Here is a 16977-nt window from a genome sequence, read left to right on the forward strand (position 1 = left end):
GTTGTTGACCCGTCTTGCGCGTTTCCAGCTGGCGATCTTCGGTGTCGTCACCGTCATCTGCCTCGCCCTGATCACGACGTCCTACCTGCACCTCCCGGCCGCTGTCGGTCTCGGTGTCTACAACGTGGACGCCAAGTTCGTCGTCGGTGGCGGCATCTACCAGAACGCCAACGTCACCTACCGCGGCGTGACGGTCGGCCGCGTGACGAACGTCGGCCTGACCGACAACGGTGTGACGGCCCGGATGCGGCTCAACACCGACACCCCGGTGCCGGAGAACGTCACCGCCACGGTCAAGAGCGTGTCCGCGATCGGTGAGCAGTACATCGACCTGGTGCCGCCCGCCAGCGCCTCGAAGAACATGCTGAAGGACGGCGCCACCATCGGCGTCGACCGGACCGCGGTCGGACAGGACATCGTGGACCTGCTCAACCAGGCCCAGAGTCTGGTCAGCAGCATCAGCAACACCCGGTTGCAGGACCTGCTGCGCGAGTCGTTCAAGGCGTTCAACGGATCGGGTCCGGAGCTGTCGCGGATGATCCAGTCGTCGCGGCTGCTGGTGGACGAGGCCAACGCCAATACCAACGAGATCAACAAGCTGCTCGATCAGGCCGGCCCGCTGCTGAAGGCGCAGATCCGCGCCGGCGCGGATCTCAAGACCATGGCCAGCAGCCTCGCGACGCTGACCGGTGAAGCCGCACAGGCCGACCCGCAGATTCGGTCGGTGCTCAAGACCGTCCCGGGCGCCGTCGACACCGTCAACGAGACGTTCGACGGCATCCGCCCGACGTTCCCGGTGCTGGCGGCCAACCTCGCCAACTTCGGCCGGATCGGCGTGATCTATCACAAGTCGATCGAGCAGGCGCTGGTGATCTTCCCGGCCTTGATCGCGGCGCTACTGACCGACGCCGGTGGCGTGCCCATCGACGAAGGTGCGAAGCTGGACTTCAAGATCAGCCTCGGCCAGCCGGCATGTTCGACGGGCTTCATCCCGGCACCGGAGAACCGCACACCGGCCGACACCACCGTGCGCGACCTGCCGAAGGACCTCTACTGCAAGACCGCGCAGAGCGATCCGAGCACCGTCCGCGGTGCCCGCAACTACCCGTGCATGGAGTACCCGGGCAAGCGCGCCCCCACGGTGCAGATCTGCCGTGACCCGCGTGGTTACGTGCCGCTCGGCAGCAACCCGTGGCGCGGTCCGCCAGTGCCGTACGACACCCCGATCAACGACCCGCGGAACATCACCCCGCCGAACCGGTTCCCGATGATCCCGCCGGGCGCCGACTACGACCCGGGCCCGCCGTCGGTGCAATTGCCGCCGGGGGTGCCCGCCGGGCCGGGACCTGCGCCCAACGCGCCGTTCCCGCTGCCGTACCCGCCGAGCGATCCGGGTCCGCAGCCGCTGCCCTGGCCGTTCTTCGCGCCGCCGGATCAGGTGACTCCGCCGTACGCGATCAACAACCCGCCGGCGCCCGGCCCCGAGGGCCAGCCGCAGGCAAGCGGGCCGAAGGGGCCGCAGAGCACGACGTACGATGCGAATACCGGGGTCTTCGCTGACCCTGCCGGCGGTACGGGAGTGTTCAACGCCGGCTCGAGTAACGGCGACGCAGGCGAGTCCTGGGTCGACCTGATGAAGGATCCAAGGCAGGTTTAATGAGTGACGAACCGGCTGCGACGGACGAGACGTCGAAGCCGCCGGTGAGCCGCGCGCGGCGGCGGGCCTCACGGCCCGCCGGCACCGCCGGTTCAGCAGAGGCAACAGTGCTCGACGTGGCGATTCCGTCGACCGCGAGCAAGACATCATCAACCGAATCGGTGACCACCAAGGCGCGGCCCGCGATCCAGGCACCGCGACGGCAACCGCACCGGTCGCTGGTCATGACCATCGGCCTGGCGGTCGTCGCCGTGCTCGTGGCGGCACTGGCGAGCGGCACCTGGTTCCTCTGGCACGGCAACGGGCAGATCGAGGCGACGCAGGACCGTGATCAGCGGTTCGTCGACACCGCGAAGCAGACCGTGGTCAACATGTTCAGTTACACGCAGAACACCGTCGACGAGAGCGTGAACCGCTTCGTCAATGGCATCGGCCCCGGCCCGCTGCGCGACATGATGAACCAGAGCAACAACGCCGACAATCTGAAGTACCTGTTCAAGCAGACGCAGGCCAACTCGGAGGCCGTCATCACCGCGGCGGCGCTGGAGAGCATCGACAACACCTCCAACATCGCGAAGGTGCTGGTGACGGTCCGCGTGACGCTGTCCGACATGAACGGGGTGAACCAGCCGTCGACGCCGTACCGGCAGCGGGTGTTCATCCGCGAGGACGACAGCGGCCACATGAGTGCCTATGACATCAAGTACCCGGACGGAGGCAACTGATGAACCGGTTGCTGGTGGCGCTCGGCGCACTGTTGGCGGTCGCCGTGGTGGCGCTCGGGGCGCTCGGCGGGTCGGCGTTCTGGAATCACGTGGAGCTTTCCGGCGAACAGGCGACGGCCGACGAGTTGCCCAGCCTGGCCAGGTCCCAGATCCCACAGATCCTTGGCTATGAGTACAGCAGCGTGCAGCGGTCCACGACGCAGGCGCTGACGCTGATGACGCCGGCGTTCCGGAAGCGGTACGAGGAACTGACGGCCAAGAACAACATCTTCAACGACGCGGTGAAGCGCAAGCTCATCAGTCAGGTGAATGTCGTTGGCGCGGGCATGATCTCGTCGCACCGCGACTCGGGCACAGTTCTCGCTTTCGTGAACCGGGTCATCACCGACGAGCGCAAGCAGCCCAACTACGAGGGCAGCCGGCTGAAGGTCGACTACCGCAAGATCGACGGCAAGTGGTTGATCGACGAGATGACGCCGATCTTCTAAGTACCCCAACATGATTCAGGCCCCGGAGCGGTTGCTCCGGGGCCTGAAATCTTGGTGCGTCAGTCGCGGGTGTGCGACAGGGCGTCGAGGAACGCCCGGGCCCAGCGGTCGACGTCGTGGGCCAAAACCTGCCGACGCAGCGCGCGCATGCGACGTCGTCCCTCTTCGGGGGACTGGGTCAGGGCGTCGGCAATGGCGTCCTTGACCCCGTCCAGGTGGTGCGGGTTGGTCAGGTATGCCTGCCGCAATTCCTCTGCGGCGCCGGTGAATTCGCTCAGCACGAGGGCGCCGCCGAGGTCGCTGCGGCACGCCACGTACTCCTTGGCCACCAGGTTCATGCCGTCGCGCAGCGGCGTCACCAGCATGACGTCGGCCGCGACGAAGAACGCGATGAGTTCCTCGCGGCCGATCGCCCGGTGCATGTAGTGCACCACCGCGTGACCGACCTCGCTGTACTCGCCGTTGATATGCCCGACCTGGCGCTCGATGTCTTCGCGCATGACCTTGTAACTGTCCACGCGCTCGCGGCTCGGAGTGGCCAGCTGGACCAGTACGGTGTCGTGCCGGTTGGCCCGGCCTTCGGCGAGCAGCTCCGAGAACGCGCGCAGCCGCACGTCGATGCCCTTGGTGTAGTCCAGCCGGTCCACGCCCAGCATGATCTTGCGTGGGTTGCCCAGCTCATCGCGGATTTGACGGGCGCGCTGCCGGATGGTGCGGCTGCGGGCCTGCGCGTCCAACGCCGCCGAGTCGATCGAGATGGGGAACGCGCCGACCTTGACCGTGCGGCCGTCGTGGCTCACCTCGCCGAGCCGGGACCGGACACCGATGGTGTGGCGCGATGTGTTGGCATCGAGCAGTCGACGGGCCAGCACCAGGAAGTTCTGCGCACCGCCGGGAAGGTGGAAGCCCACCAGGTCGGCGCCGAGCAGGCCTTCGATGATTTCGGTGCGCCACGGCATCTGCATGAACAGCTCGACGGGCGGGAACGGGATGTGCAGGAAGAACCCGATGGTCAGGTCGGGACGCAGCTCCCGCAGCATCTTGGGGACCAGTTGCAGCTGGTAGTCCTGCACCCAGACGGTCGCGCCCTTGGCCGCGGTGCGGGCCGTGGCCTCGGCGAAGCGCCGGTTGACCGCGACGTAGGCGTCCCACCAGTGCCGGTGGTAGATGGGTTTGACGATGACGTCGTGGTACAGCGGCCACAGCGTCGCGTTGGAGAAGCCCTCGTAGTAGTCGGCGATCTCGTCGGCCGACATGCTGACCGGACACATCGTGAGCTCGTCCTGGACGATCGGATCTTCGTCGCTGTCAGCGACGCCGGGCCAGCCGATCCAGGCGCCGCGCTGCTTGCGCAGCAGCGGCTCCAGCGCGGTGACGAGGCCGCCGGGGCTGCGTTTCCAGGTGACCGAACCGTCGGGGAGCCGTTCCATGTCGACGGGCAGCCGGTTGGCGACCACGACGAAGTCGGAGTTGCCGACGGGTTTCGCGGCGGACTTGCCGCCCTTGGAGGTTTTGGGACTCGCGGTGGACGCCGCAGAAGCGTCGTTGCCTCCGCGGGCCGTCACGCGTCGAGCTTCGTGGGCCCGATACCCAGCATGGACAGGAACATGCGACATTCGTCGGCATCGTTGGCGTACGCGGCCACGACACGACGGGCCTGACGGGCGGTGCTGTCGGCCAGGGGCTCCACGTCGCCGATATCGGCGGGATCAGTTTTTGCAGGCATTACACAACCTTAGGCGACTGTTGTTACGGGCTGGAACTCACCGACGAGTGTGGGTGCACCTCGGGCACCTGTTCTTCCGAGAGGCCGATGCATTCGCCGGTGTTGTGGCCGGTGCACGGGATGCCGTCGACCTGGCCAAGCTGGTTGGGTGCCGCTTCGACAGGGCCGGGTGCCTGGTCGTTGCCGCTCGCGAAACAGGACCCGCTGACAGGGTTCGCCGTCATACCGGGCGGGCAGTTGGTTTCGCCGAGTAGTGCGGGGGACGCGGGGCCGCTCAGCGCGAGTATGGCGGGTGCGGCGACCGTCGCGACGGCGAAGCCGCCGGCGACCAGGAGACGTCGATGGATCTGGATGCTCATGGCGTCACCGCTTTCGTCGGGGAAAATTTCAGCGTACGCCCAGGTGCTGTGTGGCGAACGGGGAAATTGGCCGCCCGACCAGCATTGTGTACAACTTTTGAAAAGTGTATACAGGACGTGTCCCCGTCGATCTGTCCAGAGGAGTACGTCGGTGCAATTTTCAGTCCAGGGTTGGCTGACGGACCGGACGGTGTTGATCACCGGCGGTGGCAGCGGCATCGGTAAGGCCATCGCGCAGGGCGTCGTGGCCGCCGGCGGCAACGCGCTCATCGTCGGCCGTACCGAGGCCACGTTGCAGTCCGCCGTCGACGAGATCTCCGCGGCCGGGGGACCGGGCGCCATCCGCTTCCAGACCGCCGATGTCACCAACGAGGACGACGTCGCCGCCGCTGTCGCGACCGCAGCCGCGTGGAACGGCAAGCTCTCCGGTGCCGTGCACTGTGCCGGTGGCTCGCTGACCGTCGGGCCCGTCACGCACCTGGATTCGGAGATGTGGCGCCAGACCGTCGACCTGAACGTCAACGGCAGCATGTACGTCGTCAAGCACACCGCGCGGGAAATGGTGCGCGGTGGCGGCGGCTCGTTCGTCGGCATCTCATCGATCGCGGCGAGCAACACCCACCGCTGGTTCGGGCCGTACGGCGTCACCAAGTCCGCGCTCGATCACCTGGTCCAGCTGGCGGCCGACGAACTCGGCGCCTCGTGGGTGCGCGCCAACAGCATCCGCCCCGGCCTGATCCGCACCGATCTGGTGGCGGCGAGCATCTTCGAATTCGAGCCGCTGCGGGAGGATTACCGGGAGTGCACGCCGCTGCCCCGCGCCGGCGAGGTGGAGGACGTCGCCAACCTGGCGCTGTTCCTGCTCAGCGACGCATCGCAGTGGATCACCGGCCAGCTGATCAACGTCGACGGCGGCCAGAAGCTGCGCCGCGGCCCCGACTTCTCGGCCATGATGGGGCCGATGTTCGGCGCCGACGCCATGCGCGGGGTGTTCGCCGACTGAGGCCGTGCGCTGCGCCTACTTCGGCGCGACCGCGGGCGGTATTTGGCGTCAAACCTAGGCGTCGGCGGTGCTTACGATCGACGAATGACGCAGCCTCCGTACCCGCCGCCCGGCTATCAGGGAAACCACGAGCCGGGCAACCAAGGGCACGGCCCGCAGGGTTACGGTGCGCCGCAATCGTATTGGCCAGCTCCGTACGGCCAAGCGCCGTACGGTCAGATGCCGCAGGGCCAGTGGCCGCAGTACGCGCCACCGCCCAAGAAGAACACCGGTCGCGTCGTCGGCATCGTCGTTGCGGTGCTCGCCATACCGGTGGTCATCGCGGCGATAGCCGGCATTTCCGCGAGCGTTCGGGGTGAACCGCCGATTACTGCGACCAGTTCGGAAGATTTCGACGCCGTCTGCAAGAACGGTTCGGTGAGCAATGCCGCCGACTACCAGAAGCCCTACAAGATCATCGCGTTCTACGAGTCTGTGGCCAGAGGTACGTGGCCAAAAGTGTCGATTCTGAGCCCCGAAGGAGGATATTCCGGGTACGGGTTGCCGCCGTCATCGATCAGCGTCGTCGCTTGCCTGTCACGGCAGTCGGGCACCGAGAAGAAAGAGGGCACCTGTGACTACGACAGCGGCGGCGACAAGGACCGCGTAAGTCGTTACTCGGTCGACTACGACGTGGAGCTACGCGAGGCCAAAACCGGCAAGCGAATCAAGAGTCTCGGTTCGGTGAGCGGCCCTTCGACCAGCTGCCCGGTAGTGGCTTTGTACAACGGCTCGAACCACAAAATGTACGGCTACCCCGACAAAGACCAGCTGGATGCGAAGTTGAAGGAATTCGCCGCCGGGTAGGAGGGGCGGCCGCTACTTCGGGGCAACTACGCCGTGGTCGTACGCGTAGACGATCGCGGCCGCTCGGTCGCGGAGGTCGAGCTTGGTGAAGATCCGCCCGATGTGGCTCTTCACCGTCACCTCCGAGATCACCAGCCGGCCGGCGATCTCGGCGTTGGTCGCGCCCGACCCGATCAGCTGCAGCACATCGAGTTCGCGGGAGGTCAGCCGATCGGCGACGTCGTCCGACGGTGCGCCGGGCGCGCGCCGGTAGCCGTTCAGCACGCGCGCGGTGACGGCCGGGTCCAGGTACGCCTCGCCGCGCGCGACGGCGTGTACCGCCCGGATCAGTTCCTCGGCCGGTGAGTCCTTGAGGACGAAGCCCGACGCCCCCGCGCGCAGCGCAGCGGACAGCAGGTCGTCGTCGTCGAATGTGGTGAGCGCCAAGGCCGGCGGGCCGCCGCCGGCGCGCAGCGCGCGGATCGCGTCGACGCCGCTGACGCGCTTCATCCGCAGATCCATCACCACCACATCAGGACTGCACCGGAGCACTTCCCGTGGTACCTCGTCGCCGTCTGCGCATTCACCGACGATCGAGAAGCCGTCCTTGCGTCGCAGGATCCGGCGCAGGCCCGAGCGGACGAGTTCCTGATCGTCGACCAGCAGGACATCGACGGTTGAACCGTCTTTCGGGATGGCGCCGTCAGACATTGGAAATCCCGTTGCGTAACAGCCGGATTCGGTGCATGGCGCAGTGCGCGGTGGTCGCCGTGGTGACCGGCACGCGCGCCCGCACCGTCCACCCCTGCGGTCCGGGACCGGCCTGGAACTCGCCGTCGAGCAACGCGATGCGCTGACGCATCCCGGGGAGCCCCGCACCCGGTGTCCCGCCGGCCACAGGTCGCGGCAGCTCGTTGTCGACCGACAGGATGGCCGTGCCCTTCTCCACATACAGCCGCAGCCGCGCCGCCGAGGACGGGGCGTGCTTGGCGACGTTCGCCAGGGACTCCTGCGCCACCCGGTACAGCGCCAGGCCGATCCCCGGAGTGACCGACGCCGGGTCGACCTCGATGCTCGACTCCACGCGCAAGCCCGCGTCGGCGAAACTCGTCACCAGATCGGGTAGGTCGGACAACCCCGGCTCGGGGGCCAGCCGCAACGGGGCGGCGTCGCGCGCGCCCAGCAGACCGACCGTCTGCCGGATGTCCGACATGGCCTGCCGGCCGAGACGCTCGGCGTCGAGCAGGCCGTCCACCGCCTCGTCGACGTCGTTGTCCTCCTGCAGGGCGCGCCGGGCGCCCGTCAGGTGCAGCATGGTCACCGACAGGGAGTGGGCGATGACGTCGTGCACTTCGCGGGCGATGCGTCGGCGCTCGTCGGCTGCGGCCTGTTCGGTGAGGACGTCCTGGCGTGCGCGTTCCTCGATGACGAGACGCTGTTGCAGTTGCAGGATGTGCCCCATCATCGCGGCGATGGCCAGGAAGAACAGCAGGTAGGGCACGAACGTGCTGAGGTGTCCCGTGCGGGACGCGCCGAGCAACAGCAGCGCGCTGGCGAGCAGACTCGCGAGGCCGATGCGCATCGGACCCAGCGCGAACGCCTCTCCGAGCATGAACATCAAAAGGAATGGCGCTGCGTCGAGGAAGACCGGCGGCCAGCACAACAACAGCAGTGCCACCCCGGCGAGCACCGACGCCGCACTGACGGCAGTGGACGGTTTGTAGCCGCCCACGATGAACGCGAGGATCGGCGCGAACACGAGGCCGACGGCGACGAACAGCAGCCACGGTTTGGTGAAATCCCGCTGTGTCGCGGCAGTCGCCGCGACCACCAGCGTGCCGGTGTACATCACGATGGGGACCGTGAACGGGTACTGGTAGGCCACGAGCCCGCGCCGACGCAGCGCGAAGTCACGGAGCCAAGCCATAGTGCCAGCGTAGAGCCGGTACCGGGATTTACACATCATTCGCGGGACGGCTCGGGCCTCCTACCACGGTAGGAGGCCCGGTCTCGTCCGCAGCACGACGCTTCGGGACCCTCGTCACTCGTAGTTTCAGAATCCATGTGGGACGTCATCGCAAGATTCTGCAGCCGCTTCGCGGTCCTGATCATCGGATTGTGGGTGCTGGCCGCGGCGGCGGGCAATCTCCTTGTGCCGCAGGTGGAAACGACCGCGCACAACCACGCGCGGGGCTTCCTGCCCGCCGATGCCCCGGTAAACCTCGCCGGTGTCCAGATGGACGAGCAGTTCCATGACGGGTCCGGCGGCAACCTCAATTACCTGGTGCTGGAGGGCGACCGCCCGCTCGGCGCGCCGGAGCGGGCCTACTACGACCGCCTGCTCGGCACCTTGCGCGCGGACACCGAGGACGTGGATTCGGTGATGGACCTGTGGTCCGACCCGGTGACGGCGGCAGGCGCGCAGAGCACCGACGGCAAGGCCGTCTACACGATGCTGCGGATTCGCGGCGAGCTCGGCGCCGCAAAGGCGAACGCCGCCCTGGATGCGGTGCGGCGGATCGTCGCGGCCGCCCCCGCCCCCGCAGGATTGCACGCGTACGTCACCGGACCGGGCGCCACCATCGCCGACGAGCTCAGCGCGATCGACAAGCAGATGCTGATGATCACCGGTGTCACGGTCGTCCTGATCGCGGTGCTGCTGTTCGTCGTGTACCGCTCGGTGATCACGTCGGCGATCCCGCTGCTGACCGTCGGCCTGGGACTCGGGGTCGCGCGGGGCGTCGTGGCGTCCCTGGGGGAGCGGGACCTGATCGAGGTGTCGATCTTCTCGGTATCGCTGCTGGCGGCGATGGTGCTCGGGGCGGCAACGGATTACGGCATCTTCCTGTTGGGCCGCTATCACGAGCAGCGCCGCGCGGGCGTCGATCACGAGGACGCGCTGGTGATCGCGAACCGCAGTGTCGCGCCGGTGATCGCCGCGTCGGGCCTGACCATCGCGGCTGCGCTGTCGTGCCTGCTGTTCGCTCAGGTCGGCATGCTACGTAGTGCCGGATTGCCCTGCGCTATCGGCATTCTCACCGGGATGTTCGCATCGCTGACGTTGTTGCCGGCGTTCATCGGGCTGGCCGGCCGACATGGTCTGGCACAGCCCCGCCGTCGCGCCGCGGTGAAGGTGCCCGGCCGGAGCTGGCGCCGGGTCGGGACCGTCGTCGCCCGGTGGCCTGGGCCGGTACTGGTGGCGTCGTCGCTGGTTCTGGTGGTCTGTGCCATCCCGGTGGCCGGCATCCGTCTGGGTTTCGACGAGCTTGCCGCGCAACCGGATTCCACGCATGCCAACCGGGGCTACCAGGCCATGGACCGGCACTTCCCGCCCAACAGGCTGTTGCCCGAAATCGTCTCCATCGAGACCGACCACGACCTGCGCAACCCGGCAGGCGTCATCGCGGTCGAACGGGTGACGCGGAAGATCATGGAGATTCCCGGGATTCGCATGGTGCAGTCGGCATCGCGGCCGGCGGGTTCGCTGCCCGAGCAGGCGGCACTGACCGATCAGGCCGGCACCATCGCCGACCAGCTCGACGACGGGGTGGCCCAGCTGAGCAAGCGGCTCGGCGCGGTCAACCAGCTGTCCGCGACGCTGGACCAGTTCTCCTCGGCGATAACGCAATTGCAGAACGGGCTGGGCGGCAGCGTGCGTGGCCTCGGGCAGTTGGGCTCGGGGATCGACGCCATGCACGGCGGCATGCAGCAGTTGCGGGACAACGTCACATCGGTGTCGCAGTACATGGATCCGTTGCGCGGCTTCACCAATGCCAACCCGAATTGCGCGAATGACGGCATCTGCTCGCTGGTGCTCAAGGTCGTCGAGCCCATGGATTCCGTGGTGGCGGCCACGAGCACGCTGACCGACAGCACCCGGCAGTTCGGCGCCGGGACCACGGACATGGCCCGGTCGCTGACCGGCGCGCAGGCCTCGGTGCGCTCGATGCGCGCCGCTGTCGACCAACTCGGAGCAGTCACAACACAATTGACCAAGACCGTCGGCGAGACCCGCGGCATGTTCTCCGGGCTGACGGACTATCTGCGCGGAGTGCGGGCGGACTTCCAGGACAGTGGGGCCGGCGGCTTCTACCTGCCGCAGCGCGCGTGGCAGGACCCGCGCTTCCAGCGCGCGGCCGGGCTGTACTTCGCGCCCGACGGCCGGTCGACGCGGCTGCTCGTCTACGGCGACGGCAAGGTGTTCGGCACGGACGGGGCGCTGCGCTCGCCCGAGATCCTGGCCGCGGTCCAGGAGTCCACGAAAGAGGGCACGCTGGTCCGAAACAGCGTGTATGTCACTGGTTTCGGCACCGGCACCGCGGAGCTCCGTGGCTATGTGTCGGACGACTTCCTGTTGCTCGCGGGCGTCGCGCTGGCGCTCGTGTTCCTGATCATCCTCATCATGTTGCGCAGCCCGGTGGCGGCCGCGGTGGTGATCGGCACCGTCGTGGTGTCCTATGTTTCTGCCGTCGGCGTCAGTACGTTCATCTGGCAGGACCTCGTGGGCAAAGACCTGCACTGGGCGGTGCCGTCGATCGCGCTGATCGCGTTGGTGGCCGTCGGCGCCGACTACAACCTGCTGCTGACGATGCGGCTGCGCGAAGAGGTGACCCGGTCCGACTCGGGGTTGAAGACCGGCATGATCCGGACGTTCGGCGGTACCGGCGGCGTGGTGACCACCGCCGGAATCGTCTTCGGCATCACCATGTTCGCGATGCTGTCCAGCGACGTGCTGAGCATCGAGCAGGTCGGCACCACCATCGGCGTCGGCCTGCTCATCGACACCTTGATCGTGCGGACCTTCGTCGTACCGGGCATCGCGGGGTTGCTCGGCCGGTGGTTCTGGTGGTCACCGGTGCCGCTGGTGCGCGGCGTGGTGTCGCGGACGTTCACGCGTCGGCCGTCGCGGCCGCGGCGGGACCTGCCGTTGATTGCCGGCACGGCGCCGGGCCGAGAAGTGTTGCAGGGCGCCGCGGGCTGAGCTCAGCTGCTCACCTTCGCGGTCAACGTGATCAGTTGGTCCAACAGCCCGGCCAGTTCTCCGGCACGCCGTTCCAGCGGGGTGAAGCCGTCGGCGCCGAACTCGGTGAACAGCGACAACGACACCTGAGCGCGGACGTCGAGCATCTGGAAGTTGGCGACGATCTGCCGCCACTGTTCCACGGCACGCACCCCGCCGTCGGCACCGTAGGACACGAAACCCACTGTCTTGCCGAACCATTCAGAACCGAGGCTGTCCACCGCGTTCTTGAGTGCGCCAGGGACACCGTGGTTGTACTCGGGGGTGACGAAGATGAACCCGTCGCAGGCGTCGATCGCCGCGCTCCACCGCTGCACGTTCTCCGATTCGTACTGCTTCTTGGCCGCGGCGGGGACCGTCGCGGAGGTCAGCAGCGGCACGTCGAAGGTTTTCAGGTCGATGAGCTCGAACTGGGCGTCGGCGCGCCCGGCCGCCTGTTCGGCCACCCAGGTGCCGACAGCGGCACCGCTACGGCCCTCCCGAATCGATCCCACGATGATGCCGATTCTCATGAAGTGCTCCTCTTCTGCGTCGTGACCCGATGGCGGCTCCTGACAGCCTGCCCAAATCGGGGTACCCGCGCGGAAGAATGACAAGCACTCACATGATCAATGCCCGGCGTCGAACTCGACCGGCAGTATCTGCGGCCCGCTGACCGCCATCAACGGCTTCCACGGCGCCGGACCCGTACGGCGAATGTTCGGCATCCGCTGCGTCAGCACCGTGAGCGCACGGACCAGTTCCAGGCGCGCGAGATGTGAGCCCAGGCAGTAGTGCACACCGCCGCCGAACGTGAGCATCGGCGGTGCCTCATGCCGCGTGATGTCGAACTGATCGGGGTTGTCGTACACCTGCGGATCGCGGTTCGCCGCAGCGGTATTGGCGACCACGAGCGAGTCCCGCGGAAAGAAGAACCCCGACAGCTCCACATCTTCGGTGACATACCGTGGCACGTTCAGGACGATGGGCGCGAACCGCATCACCTCGTCGACCGCCTGGGGCACCAACTCGGGATGTGTTGCCAGGAGCGCCCATTGGTCCGGGTGATCGCAGAAGGTGTCGACGGCGGCGGCGAGTTGGTTGCGCGTGGTGTCGGTCCCGGCCGCGAGGATCCCCATGGACAGCATGAGCAATTCGGAATGGCTGAGCCGGTCGCCGTCGTCCTCCGCCCGGATGAGACCCGACAGCAGGTCGTCCGTCAGCGCGGTGCGGCGCTCGGTGATCATCGCATCGATGTAGTCGTCGAATTTCTGCCAGGCCGTGAGGATTTCGGATTCGTGGGCAGCCACATCCCACCAGAACATCTTGAAGATGTCGTCGGTCCAATCCGAGATCATCCGCCAGTCGGTTCGGGGCGCGCCGAACAGCGCGCAGATCACCGGGATGGGATAGGGCTGGGCGATGTCGGCGACGATATCGCAATGCCCCGCGGCCGCAACGGGATCGACCAACTCGGCCAGGATCGAGTCGATCAGCGCATCGAGCCGGCCGACGGCCTTGCCGGTGAACGCCTTGCACACCAGCTTCCGCAGCCGGGTGTGCTCATCGCCGTCGAGGCTGAGCAGCGCACTGCCGATGCGATCCCATAACGGACCTCCGGTGACTCCGCGCGGTATCAGACCACGCACGCCGGGCTGATGGAAGCGCGAGTCGCGCAGGACGGTACGGACCAACTCGTAGCTGAGCACCTCGGGTGCGTGCGGCCCGATGGCCACGGGCGAGTACCGGCGGACCTCCTTGATCATCCGGTGCGCGGTAGCCGGGTCGTCGACGGCTTCGTAGTCGATGACGGGCAGGTTCGCGTCTGTGACGTTGACGGCGTGGCCGGCGGCGATGGTCATCGATGTCTCCCTCGGTTCCGATAGAAGTCACTATCGGGCCCGAGGCGGACGCAACACATCAGCCGAACGGCGTAATTGACTACCTAGTCGAGCTGAACCGTCAGCTCGGCGCCGGTCGCCGCGATGACATCGTCGACGCTCACGCCGGGGGCGGTCTCGCGCAGGATCAGCGTGCCGTCGCCGGGCACGTCGATGACGGCCAGGTTGGTGATGATCCGGTCGACCACACCCTGACCGGTCAGCGGCAGCGTGCAGACCGGGACGATCTTGGGGTTACCGGCCTTGTCGGTGTGCTCCATGAGCACGATGACCCGCGACGCGCCGTGCACCAGGTCCATGGCCCCGCCCATGCCCTTGACCATCTTGCCGGGCACCATCCAGTTGGCCAGGTCGCCGGTGCGCGACACCTCCATACCGCCGAGTACCGCGGTATCGATGTGGCCGCCGCGGATCATCCCGAACGACAGCGACGAATCGAAGTACGCCGCACCGGGATTCACAGTCACGGTTTCCTTGCCGGCGTTGATCAAGTCGGGGTCGACGTTGTCGTCGGTGGGGTAGGGGCCCGTCCCCAGGATGCCGTTCTCCGAGTGCAGGGTGACGTGGACGTCGCCCGTCAGAAAGCCCGGGATCAGGGTGGGCAGGCCGATGCCGAGGTTGACGTACTCGCCGTCGATCATGTCGGCCGCGGCGCGGGCAGCCATCTGGTCACGGTTCCAGCCGGTCACTTGGAATCCTCTCGCACGGTGCGCTTCTCGATCTGCTTGTCCTGCGGCCCGGTGTGCACGATGCGCTGCACGAAAACGCCCGCGAGGTGAACGTCGTCGGGGTCGATCTCACCCGGCTGCACCAGTTCCTCGACCTGGACGATGGTGATCCGTCCGGCCATCGCGGCCAGCGGGTTGAAGTTGCGCGCGGTCTTGTTGAAGACCAGGTTGCCCGCGGTGTCGGCGCGCAGCGCGTGCACGAGTGCGAAGTCGGCGTTGATCGACTCCTCGAGCACGTAGCGCTTGCCGTCGAACTCGCGAATCTCCTTGGGCGGCGAGGCAACAGCGACGGAACCGTCGGCGGCGTAGCGCCACGGCAGGCCGCCGTCGGAGACCGGGGTACCGACGCCGGCCGGGGTGTAGAACGCCGGGATGCCGGCGCCGCCGGCGCGCATCCGCTCGGCCAGGGTGCCCTGCGGGGTGAGTTCCACCTCGAGCTCGCCGGACAGGTACTGACGGGCGAACTCCTTGTTCTCCCCGACATACGAGGCGGTGACCCGGCGCACCTTGCCGAGGCCGAGCAGCACACCGAGTCCGACGCCGTCGACGCCGCAGTTGTTCGAGAACACCTCGAGGTCGGTGGCACTCGACGCGGCGATGGCATCGATGAGTTGGTCGGGGATGCCGCACAAACCGAATCCGCCGACGGCCAGCGTGGCGCCGTCACCGATGTCGGCGACCGCTTCGGCGGCCGAGGCGTACACCTTCGAGGTCATGGCACTCCGTTCATCCAGTAAACGCGGGAACCACTTTTCCCGGCATGCCGCTGACATGGCAAGTCTCTGTTGGAAGCCGGTCAAAAGTGTTCGCAGAATGAGCATTGCCGCTATGTGCGTTCATTCAGTGAACGCATACGATGTGGTGATGACTGGCCCGAATGTCGTCGCGCGCGTGGGGGCGATGCTGCGGGCCGTCGCCACGACCGAACCCGACGGGGCGTCCACCACCGAGCTCGGAAAGTTGGCCGGCCTGGCTCGGCCGACGGCGCACCGACTGCTCACCGCGTTGGCCGACGAACATCTGGTCAGCCGGGATCAGAAAACCGGCCGCTGGTCACTCGGACCCGAGCTGTATCTGCTCGGTGTCGGTGCGGCTCAGCACCACGACGTGACCGATCAGGCGCGCGCGGTCGTGACGCGGCTGGCCCGCGAGACCGGCGAGAGTGCGTTCTTCTCGGCCCGCCGCGGTGATCAGACCGTGTGCGTGCTCAGCGAGGAGGGCAGCTTCCCGTTGCGCTCGCACGTCCTGCAGGTCGGCATCCGGTTCCCGCTAGGGGTGGCCAGCGCCGGGCTGGCCATCCTCAGCCATCTACCGGCCGCCGAGGTCGACGACTACTTCTCCCGCGAGCAGCCCGAAACCAAATGGGGGCCAACGCATTCCGAGGCCGCCATTCGTAAACGCATCGAGCAGACCCGGCGCGCCGGCTACGCCGTCAATCCCGCGCTGCTGGTCGAAGGCAGCTGGGGCATGGCGGCAGCGGTGTTCGACCGGCGCGGTCTGCCGGGCTGGGCGTTGAGTCTCACCGGCGTCGAGACCCGGTTCCGCGCGGGCCGTCGACGCGAACTGGGGCGCCTGCTTCTCGAGCAGGCCCACGAGTTGTCGGGCCGGCTGCAGGGGTGACCCCCGCGTCGCGGCGCGGCCGGCGGTAGGCGATGGTGGAGTGGTGACTGAACGCGCGCGCATCGACTTTCCGTCCCGCATCGGCGTCTGGTGGGCCAGCGACAGCTGGGCCATGCCGGCCGCGCAAGCGGTGGCCCGCGACATCGAAGCCATGGGCTACGGCTCGCTGTTCCTGCCCGAGACCGTCGGCAAGGAGTGTCTCACCGAGTCGGCAGCATTCCTCGCGGCGACCGACCGGCTGGTGGTCGGCACGGGCATCGCCAACATCCACGTGCGCCTGCCGTCGGCCGCCGAGGCCGGTGCCCGCACGCTGACCGCGCTGTACCCGGGCCGGTTCGTGCTTGGCCTCGGCGTCAGTCACGGGCCGCTGGTCGAGCGCGGGATGGGCGGCACCTACGAAAAGCCGCTCGCCACCATGCGCAGCTATCTGGAGCGCATGGCCGCCGTGCCGGACGCCATCGAACCCGGCGTGGGCCGACCCCCGCGACTGCTCGCGGCGTTGGGCCCCAAGATGATCGAGCTGTCGGGAAGCGGCGCCGACGGTGCGCATCCGTACCTGGTCCTGCCGTCCGCCACCGCGACGACCCGCGAAATCCTCGGGCCGGACAAGTGGATCGTCTCCGAACAGGCCGTGGCGATCGGTGGCGATGACGCCGACCAGCTGCGCCGCGCCCACGATCACCTCAACGTCTACAGCGGCCTGCCCAACTACCGGAACTCGTGGCTGCGCCAGGGCTTCGACGACAGCGATCTGGTCCGCGGTGGATCCGAGCGACTGGCCCGCGCCCTGGTCGGCATGGGCAGCGTCGACGACGCCGCGGCCAAGGTGAAGGCACACCTCGACGCCGGCGCCGACCACGTCGTGGTGCAGGTGCTCGCGGAGCATCCGACCGCCGACCCGCGGCCGAGCCTTCGTGAACTGGCGGGTGCGCTGGGCCTGTAGGCC

The 16977-nt window shown here is 67.6% G+C and carries 17 protein-coding genes; 8 read left to right on the forward strand and 9 right to left on the reverse strand.

Going from position 1 to position 16977, the window contains the following annotated elements:
• Window position 1: 1 nt before the first annotated feature.
• The 3 genes from A7G45_RS10350 to A7G45_RS10360 are packed head-to-tail and all read left to right on the forward strand — an operon-like array spanning window position 2 to window position 2870.
• Window positions 2–1657, forward strand: coding sequence for an MCE family protein (locus A7G45_RS10350; protein WP_043984679.1), 1656 nt, complete (start codon window positions 2–4; stop codon window positions 1655–1657).
• Window positions 1657–2382 (forward strand): Rv1363c family protein, encoded by a 726-nt coding sequence (locus tag A7G45_RS10355; protein WP_043984612.1) that lies wholly within the window; start codon window positions 1657–1659, stop codon window positions 2380–2382. Before A7G45_RS10350 ends, A7G45_RS10355 begins: the two co-directional genes overlap by 1 nt.
• Window positions 2382–2870 (forward strand): mammalian cell entry protein, encoded by a 489-nt coding sequence (locus A7G45_RS10360; RefSeq protein ID WP_043984613.1) that lies wholly within the window; start codon window positions 2382–2384, stop codon window positions 2868–2870. The genes A7G45_RS10355 and A7G45_RS10360 overlap by 1 nt, the downstream gene beginning before the upstream one ends.
• Before the next feature lie 59 nt (window positions 2871–2929).
• Here the strand turns inward: A7G45_RS10360 and A7G45_RS10365 are convergent, their stop codons facing one another.
• The 3 genes from A7G45_RS10365 to A7G45_RS10375 form a co-directional block, all read right to left on the reverse strand.
• The gene (locus A7G45_RS10365) at window positions 2930–4327 is read right to left on the reverse strand and encodes an alpha,alpha-trehalose-phosphate synthase (UDP-forming) (RefSeq protein ID WP_110788959.1); all 1398 of its coding nucleotides are present in this window, start codon (window positions 4325–4327) and stop codon (window positions 2930–2932) included.
• Window positions 4328–4431: 104 nt separating this feature from the next.
• A complete protein-coding gene (locus A7G45_RS10370; protein ID WP_090562895.1) occupies window positions 4432–4596 on the reverse strand; it encodes a hypothetical protein in 165 nt (54 codons plus the stop codon).
• 23 nt (window positions 4597–4619) lie between these two features.
• The gene (locus tag A7G45_RS10375) at window positions 4620–4955 is read right to left on the reverse strand and encodes a hypothetical protein (protein WP_043984615.1); all 336 of its coding nucleotides are present in this window, start codon (window positions 4953–4955) and stop codon (window positions 4620–4622) included.
• Between the two features lie 151 nt (window positions 4956–5106).
• Here A7G45_RS10375 and A7G45_RS10380 point away from each other — a divergent pair, with 151 nt between their 5' ends.
• Window positions 5107–5958: an SDR family oxidoreductase gene (locus tag A7G45_RS10380; protein WP_043984616.1), complete on the forward strand. Its 852-nt coding sequence runs from the start codon at window positions 5107–5109 to the stop codon at window positions 5956–5958.
• Window positions 5959–6042: 84 nt separating this feature from the next.
• Complete coding sequence (locus A7G45_RS10385) at window positions 6043–6804, forward strand: hypothetical protein (protein ID WP_260936574.1); 762 nt, start codon at window positions 6043–6045, stop codon at window positions 6802–6804.
• 12 nt (window positions 6805–6816) lie between these two features.
• On the opposite strand, the gene A7G45_RS10390 is transcribed toward A7G45_RS10385, so the two are convergent.
• Window positions 6817–7494 (reverse strand): response regulator, encoded by a 678-nt coding sequence (locus tag A7G45_RS10390; protein ID WP_226519770.1) that lies wholly within the window; start codon window positions 7492–7494, stop codon window positions 6817–6819.
• Window positions 7487–8710: a sensor histidine kinase gene (locus A7G45_RS10395; protein WP_226519769.1), complete on the reverse strand. Its 1224-nt coding sequence runs from the start codon at window positions 8708–8710 to the stop codon at window positions 7487–7489. The genes A7G45_RS10390 and A7G45_RS10395 overlap by 8 nt, the downstream gene beginning before the upstream one ends.
• Window positions 8711–8845: 135 nt before the next feature.
• Between A7G45_RS10395 and A7G45_RS10400 the strand changes: the two genes are divergently transcribed.
• Entirely contained in the window at window positions 8846–11764 is a 2919-nt protein-coding gene (locus tag A7G45_RS10400) for an MMPL/RND family transporter (RefSeq protein ID WP_260936580.1), read from the forward strand.
• A gap of 2 nt (window positions 11765–11766) precedes the next feature.
• Here the strand turns inward: A7G45_RS10400 and A7G45_RS10405 are convergent, their stop codons facing one another.
• The 4 genes from A7G45_RS10405 to A7G45_RS10420 form a co-directional block, all read right to left on the reverse strand.
• Window positions 11767–12315 carry an NADPH-dependent FMN reductase gene (locus A7G45_RS10405; RefSeq protein WP_260936582.1) on the reverse strand — a complete coding sequence of 183 codons (549 nt, stop codon included), beginning with the start codon at window positions 12313–12315 and terminating at the stop codon, window positions 11767–11769.
• 96 nt (window positions 12316–12411) lie between these two features.
• Window positions 12412–13644, reverse strand: a complete 1233-nt coding sequence (locus A7G45_RS10410) for a cytochrome P450 (RefSeq protein WP_260936584.1) — start codon at window positions 13642–13644, stop codon at window positions 12412–12414.
• Between the two features lie 83 nt (window positions 13645–13727).
• On the reverse strand, window positions 13728–14372 hold the full coding sequence (locus A7G45_RS10415) for a 3-oxoacid CoA-transferase subunit B (RefSeq protein WP_260936586.1): 645 nt from the start codon (window positions 14370–14372) through the stop codon (window positions 13728–13730).
• A complete protein-coding gene (locus A7G45_RS10420; protein ID WP_260936587.1) occupies window positions 14369–15127 on the reverse strand; it encodes a CoA transferase subunit A in 759 nt (252 codons plus the stop codon). The genes A7G45_RS10415 and A7G45_RS10420 overlap by 4 nt, the downstream gene beginning before the upstream one ends.
• A gap of 148 nt (window positions 15128–15275) precedes the next feature.
• Here A7G45_RS10420 and A7G45_RS10425 point away from each other — a divergent pair, with 148 nt between their 5' ends.
• On the forward strand, window positions 15276–16031 hold the full coding sequence (locus A7G45_RS10425; RefSeq protein ID WP_061005869.1) for an IclR family transcriptional regulator: 756 nt from the start codon (window positions 15276–15278) through the stop codon (window positions 16029–16031).
• A gap of 43 nt (window positions 16032–16074) precedes the next feature.
• Window positions 16075–16974, forward strand: coding sequence for an LLM class F420-dependent oxidoreductase (locus tag A7G45_RS10430; protein ID WP_260936590.1), 900 nt, complete (start codon window positions 16075–16077; stop codon window positions 16972–16974).
• The last annotated feature ends 3 nt before the right edge of the window (window positions 16975–16977 follow it).

It is taken from the genome of Mycolicibacterium llatzerense (genome assembly GCF_025331195.1).
GTDB lineage: Bacteria > Actinomycetota > Actinomycetes > Mycobacteriales > Mycobacteriaceae > Mycobacterium > Mycobacterium llatzerense.

Excerpts from the sequence above, each read along its gene's own strand:
- A7G45_RS10355 (WP_043984612.1), top strand. The coding sequence starts at position 1,657 with ATGAGTGACGAACCGGCTGCGACGGACGAGACGTCGAAGCCGCCGGTG.
- A7G45_RS10360 (WP_043984613.1), top strand. The coding sequence starts at position 2,382 with ATGAACCGGTTGCTGGTGGCGCTCGGCGCACTGTTGGCGGTCGCCGTG.
- A7G45_RS10370 (WP_090562895.1), bottom strand. The coding sequence starts at position 4,596 with ATGCCTGCAAAAACTGATCCCGCCGATATCGGCGACGTGGAGCCCCTG.
- A7G45_RS10375 (WP_043984615.1), bottom strand. The coding sequence starts at position 4,955 with ATGAGCATCCAGATCCATCGACGTCTCCTGGTCGCCGGCGGCTTCGCC.
- A7G45_RS10385 (WP_260936574.1), top strand. The coding sequence starts at position 6,043 with ATGACGCAGCCTCCGTACCCGCCGCCCGGCTATCAGGGAAACCACGAG.
- A7G45_RS10390 (WP_226519770.1), bottom strand. The coding sequence starts at position 7,494 with ATGTCTGACGGCGCCATCCCGAAAGACGGTTCAACCGTCGATGTCCTG.
- A7G45_RS10395 (WP_226519769.1), bottom strand. The coding sequence starts at position 8,710 with ATGGCTTGGCTCCGTGACTTCGCGCTGCGTCGGCGCGGGCTCGTGGCC.
- A7G45_RS10400 (WP_260936580.1), top strand. The coding sequence starts at position 8,846 with ATGTGGGACGTCATCGCAAGATTCTGCAGCCGCTTCGCGGTCCTGATC.
- A7G45_RS10405 (WP_260936582.1), bottom strand. The coding sequence starts at position 12,315 with ATGAGAATCGGCATCATCGTGGGATCGATTCGGGAGGGCCGTAGCGGT.
- A7G45_RS10410 (WP_260936584.1), bottom strand. The coding sequence starts at position 13,644 with ATGACCATCGCCGCCGGCCACGCCGTCAACGTCACAGACGCGAACCTG.
- A7G45_RS10420 (WP_260936587.1), bottom strand. The coding sequence starts at position 15,127 with ATGACCTCGAAGGTGTACGCCTCGGCCGCCGAAGCGGTCGCCGACATC.
- A7G45_RS10425 (WP_061005869.1), top strand. The coding sequence starts at position 15,276 with ATGACTGGCCCGAATGTCGTCGCGCGCGTGGGGGCGATGCTGCGGGCC.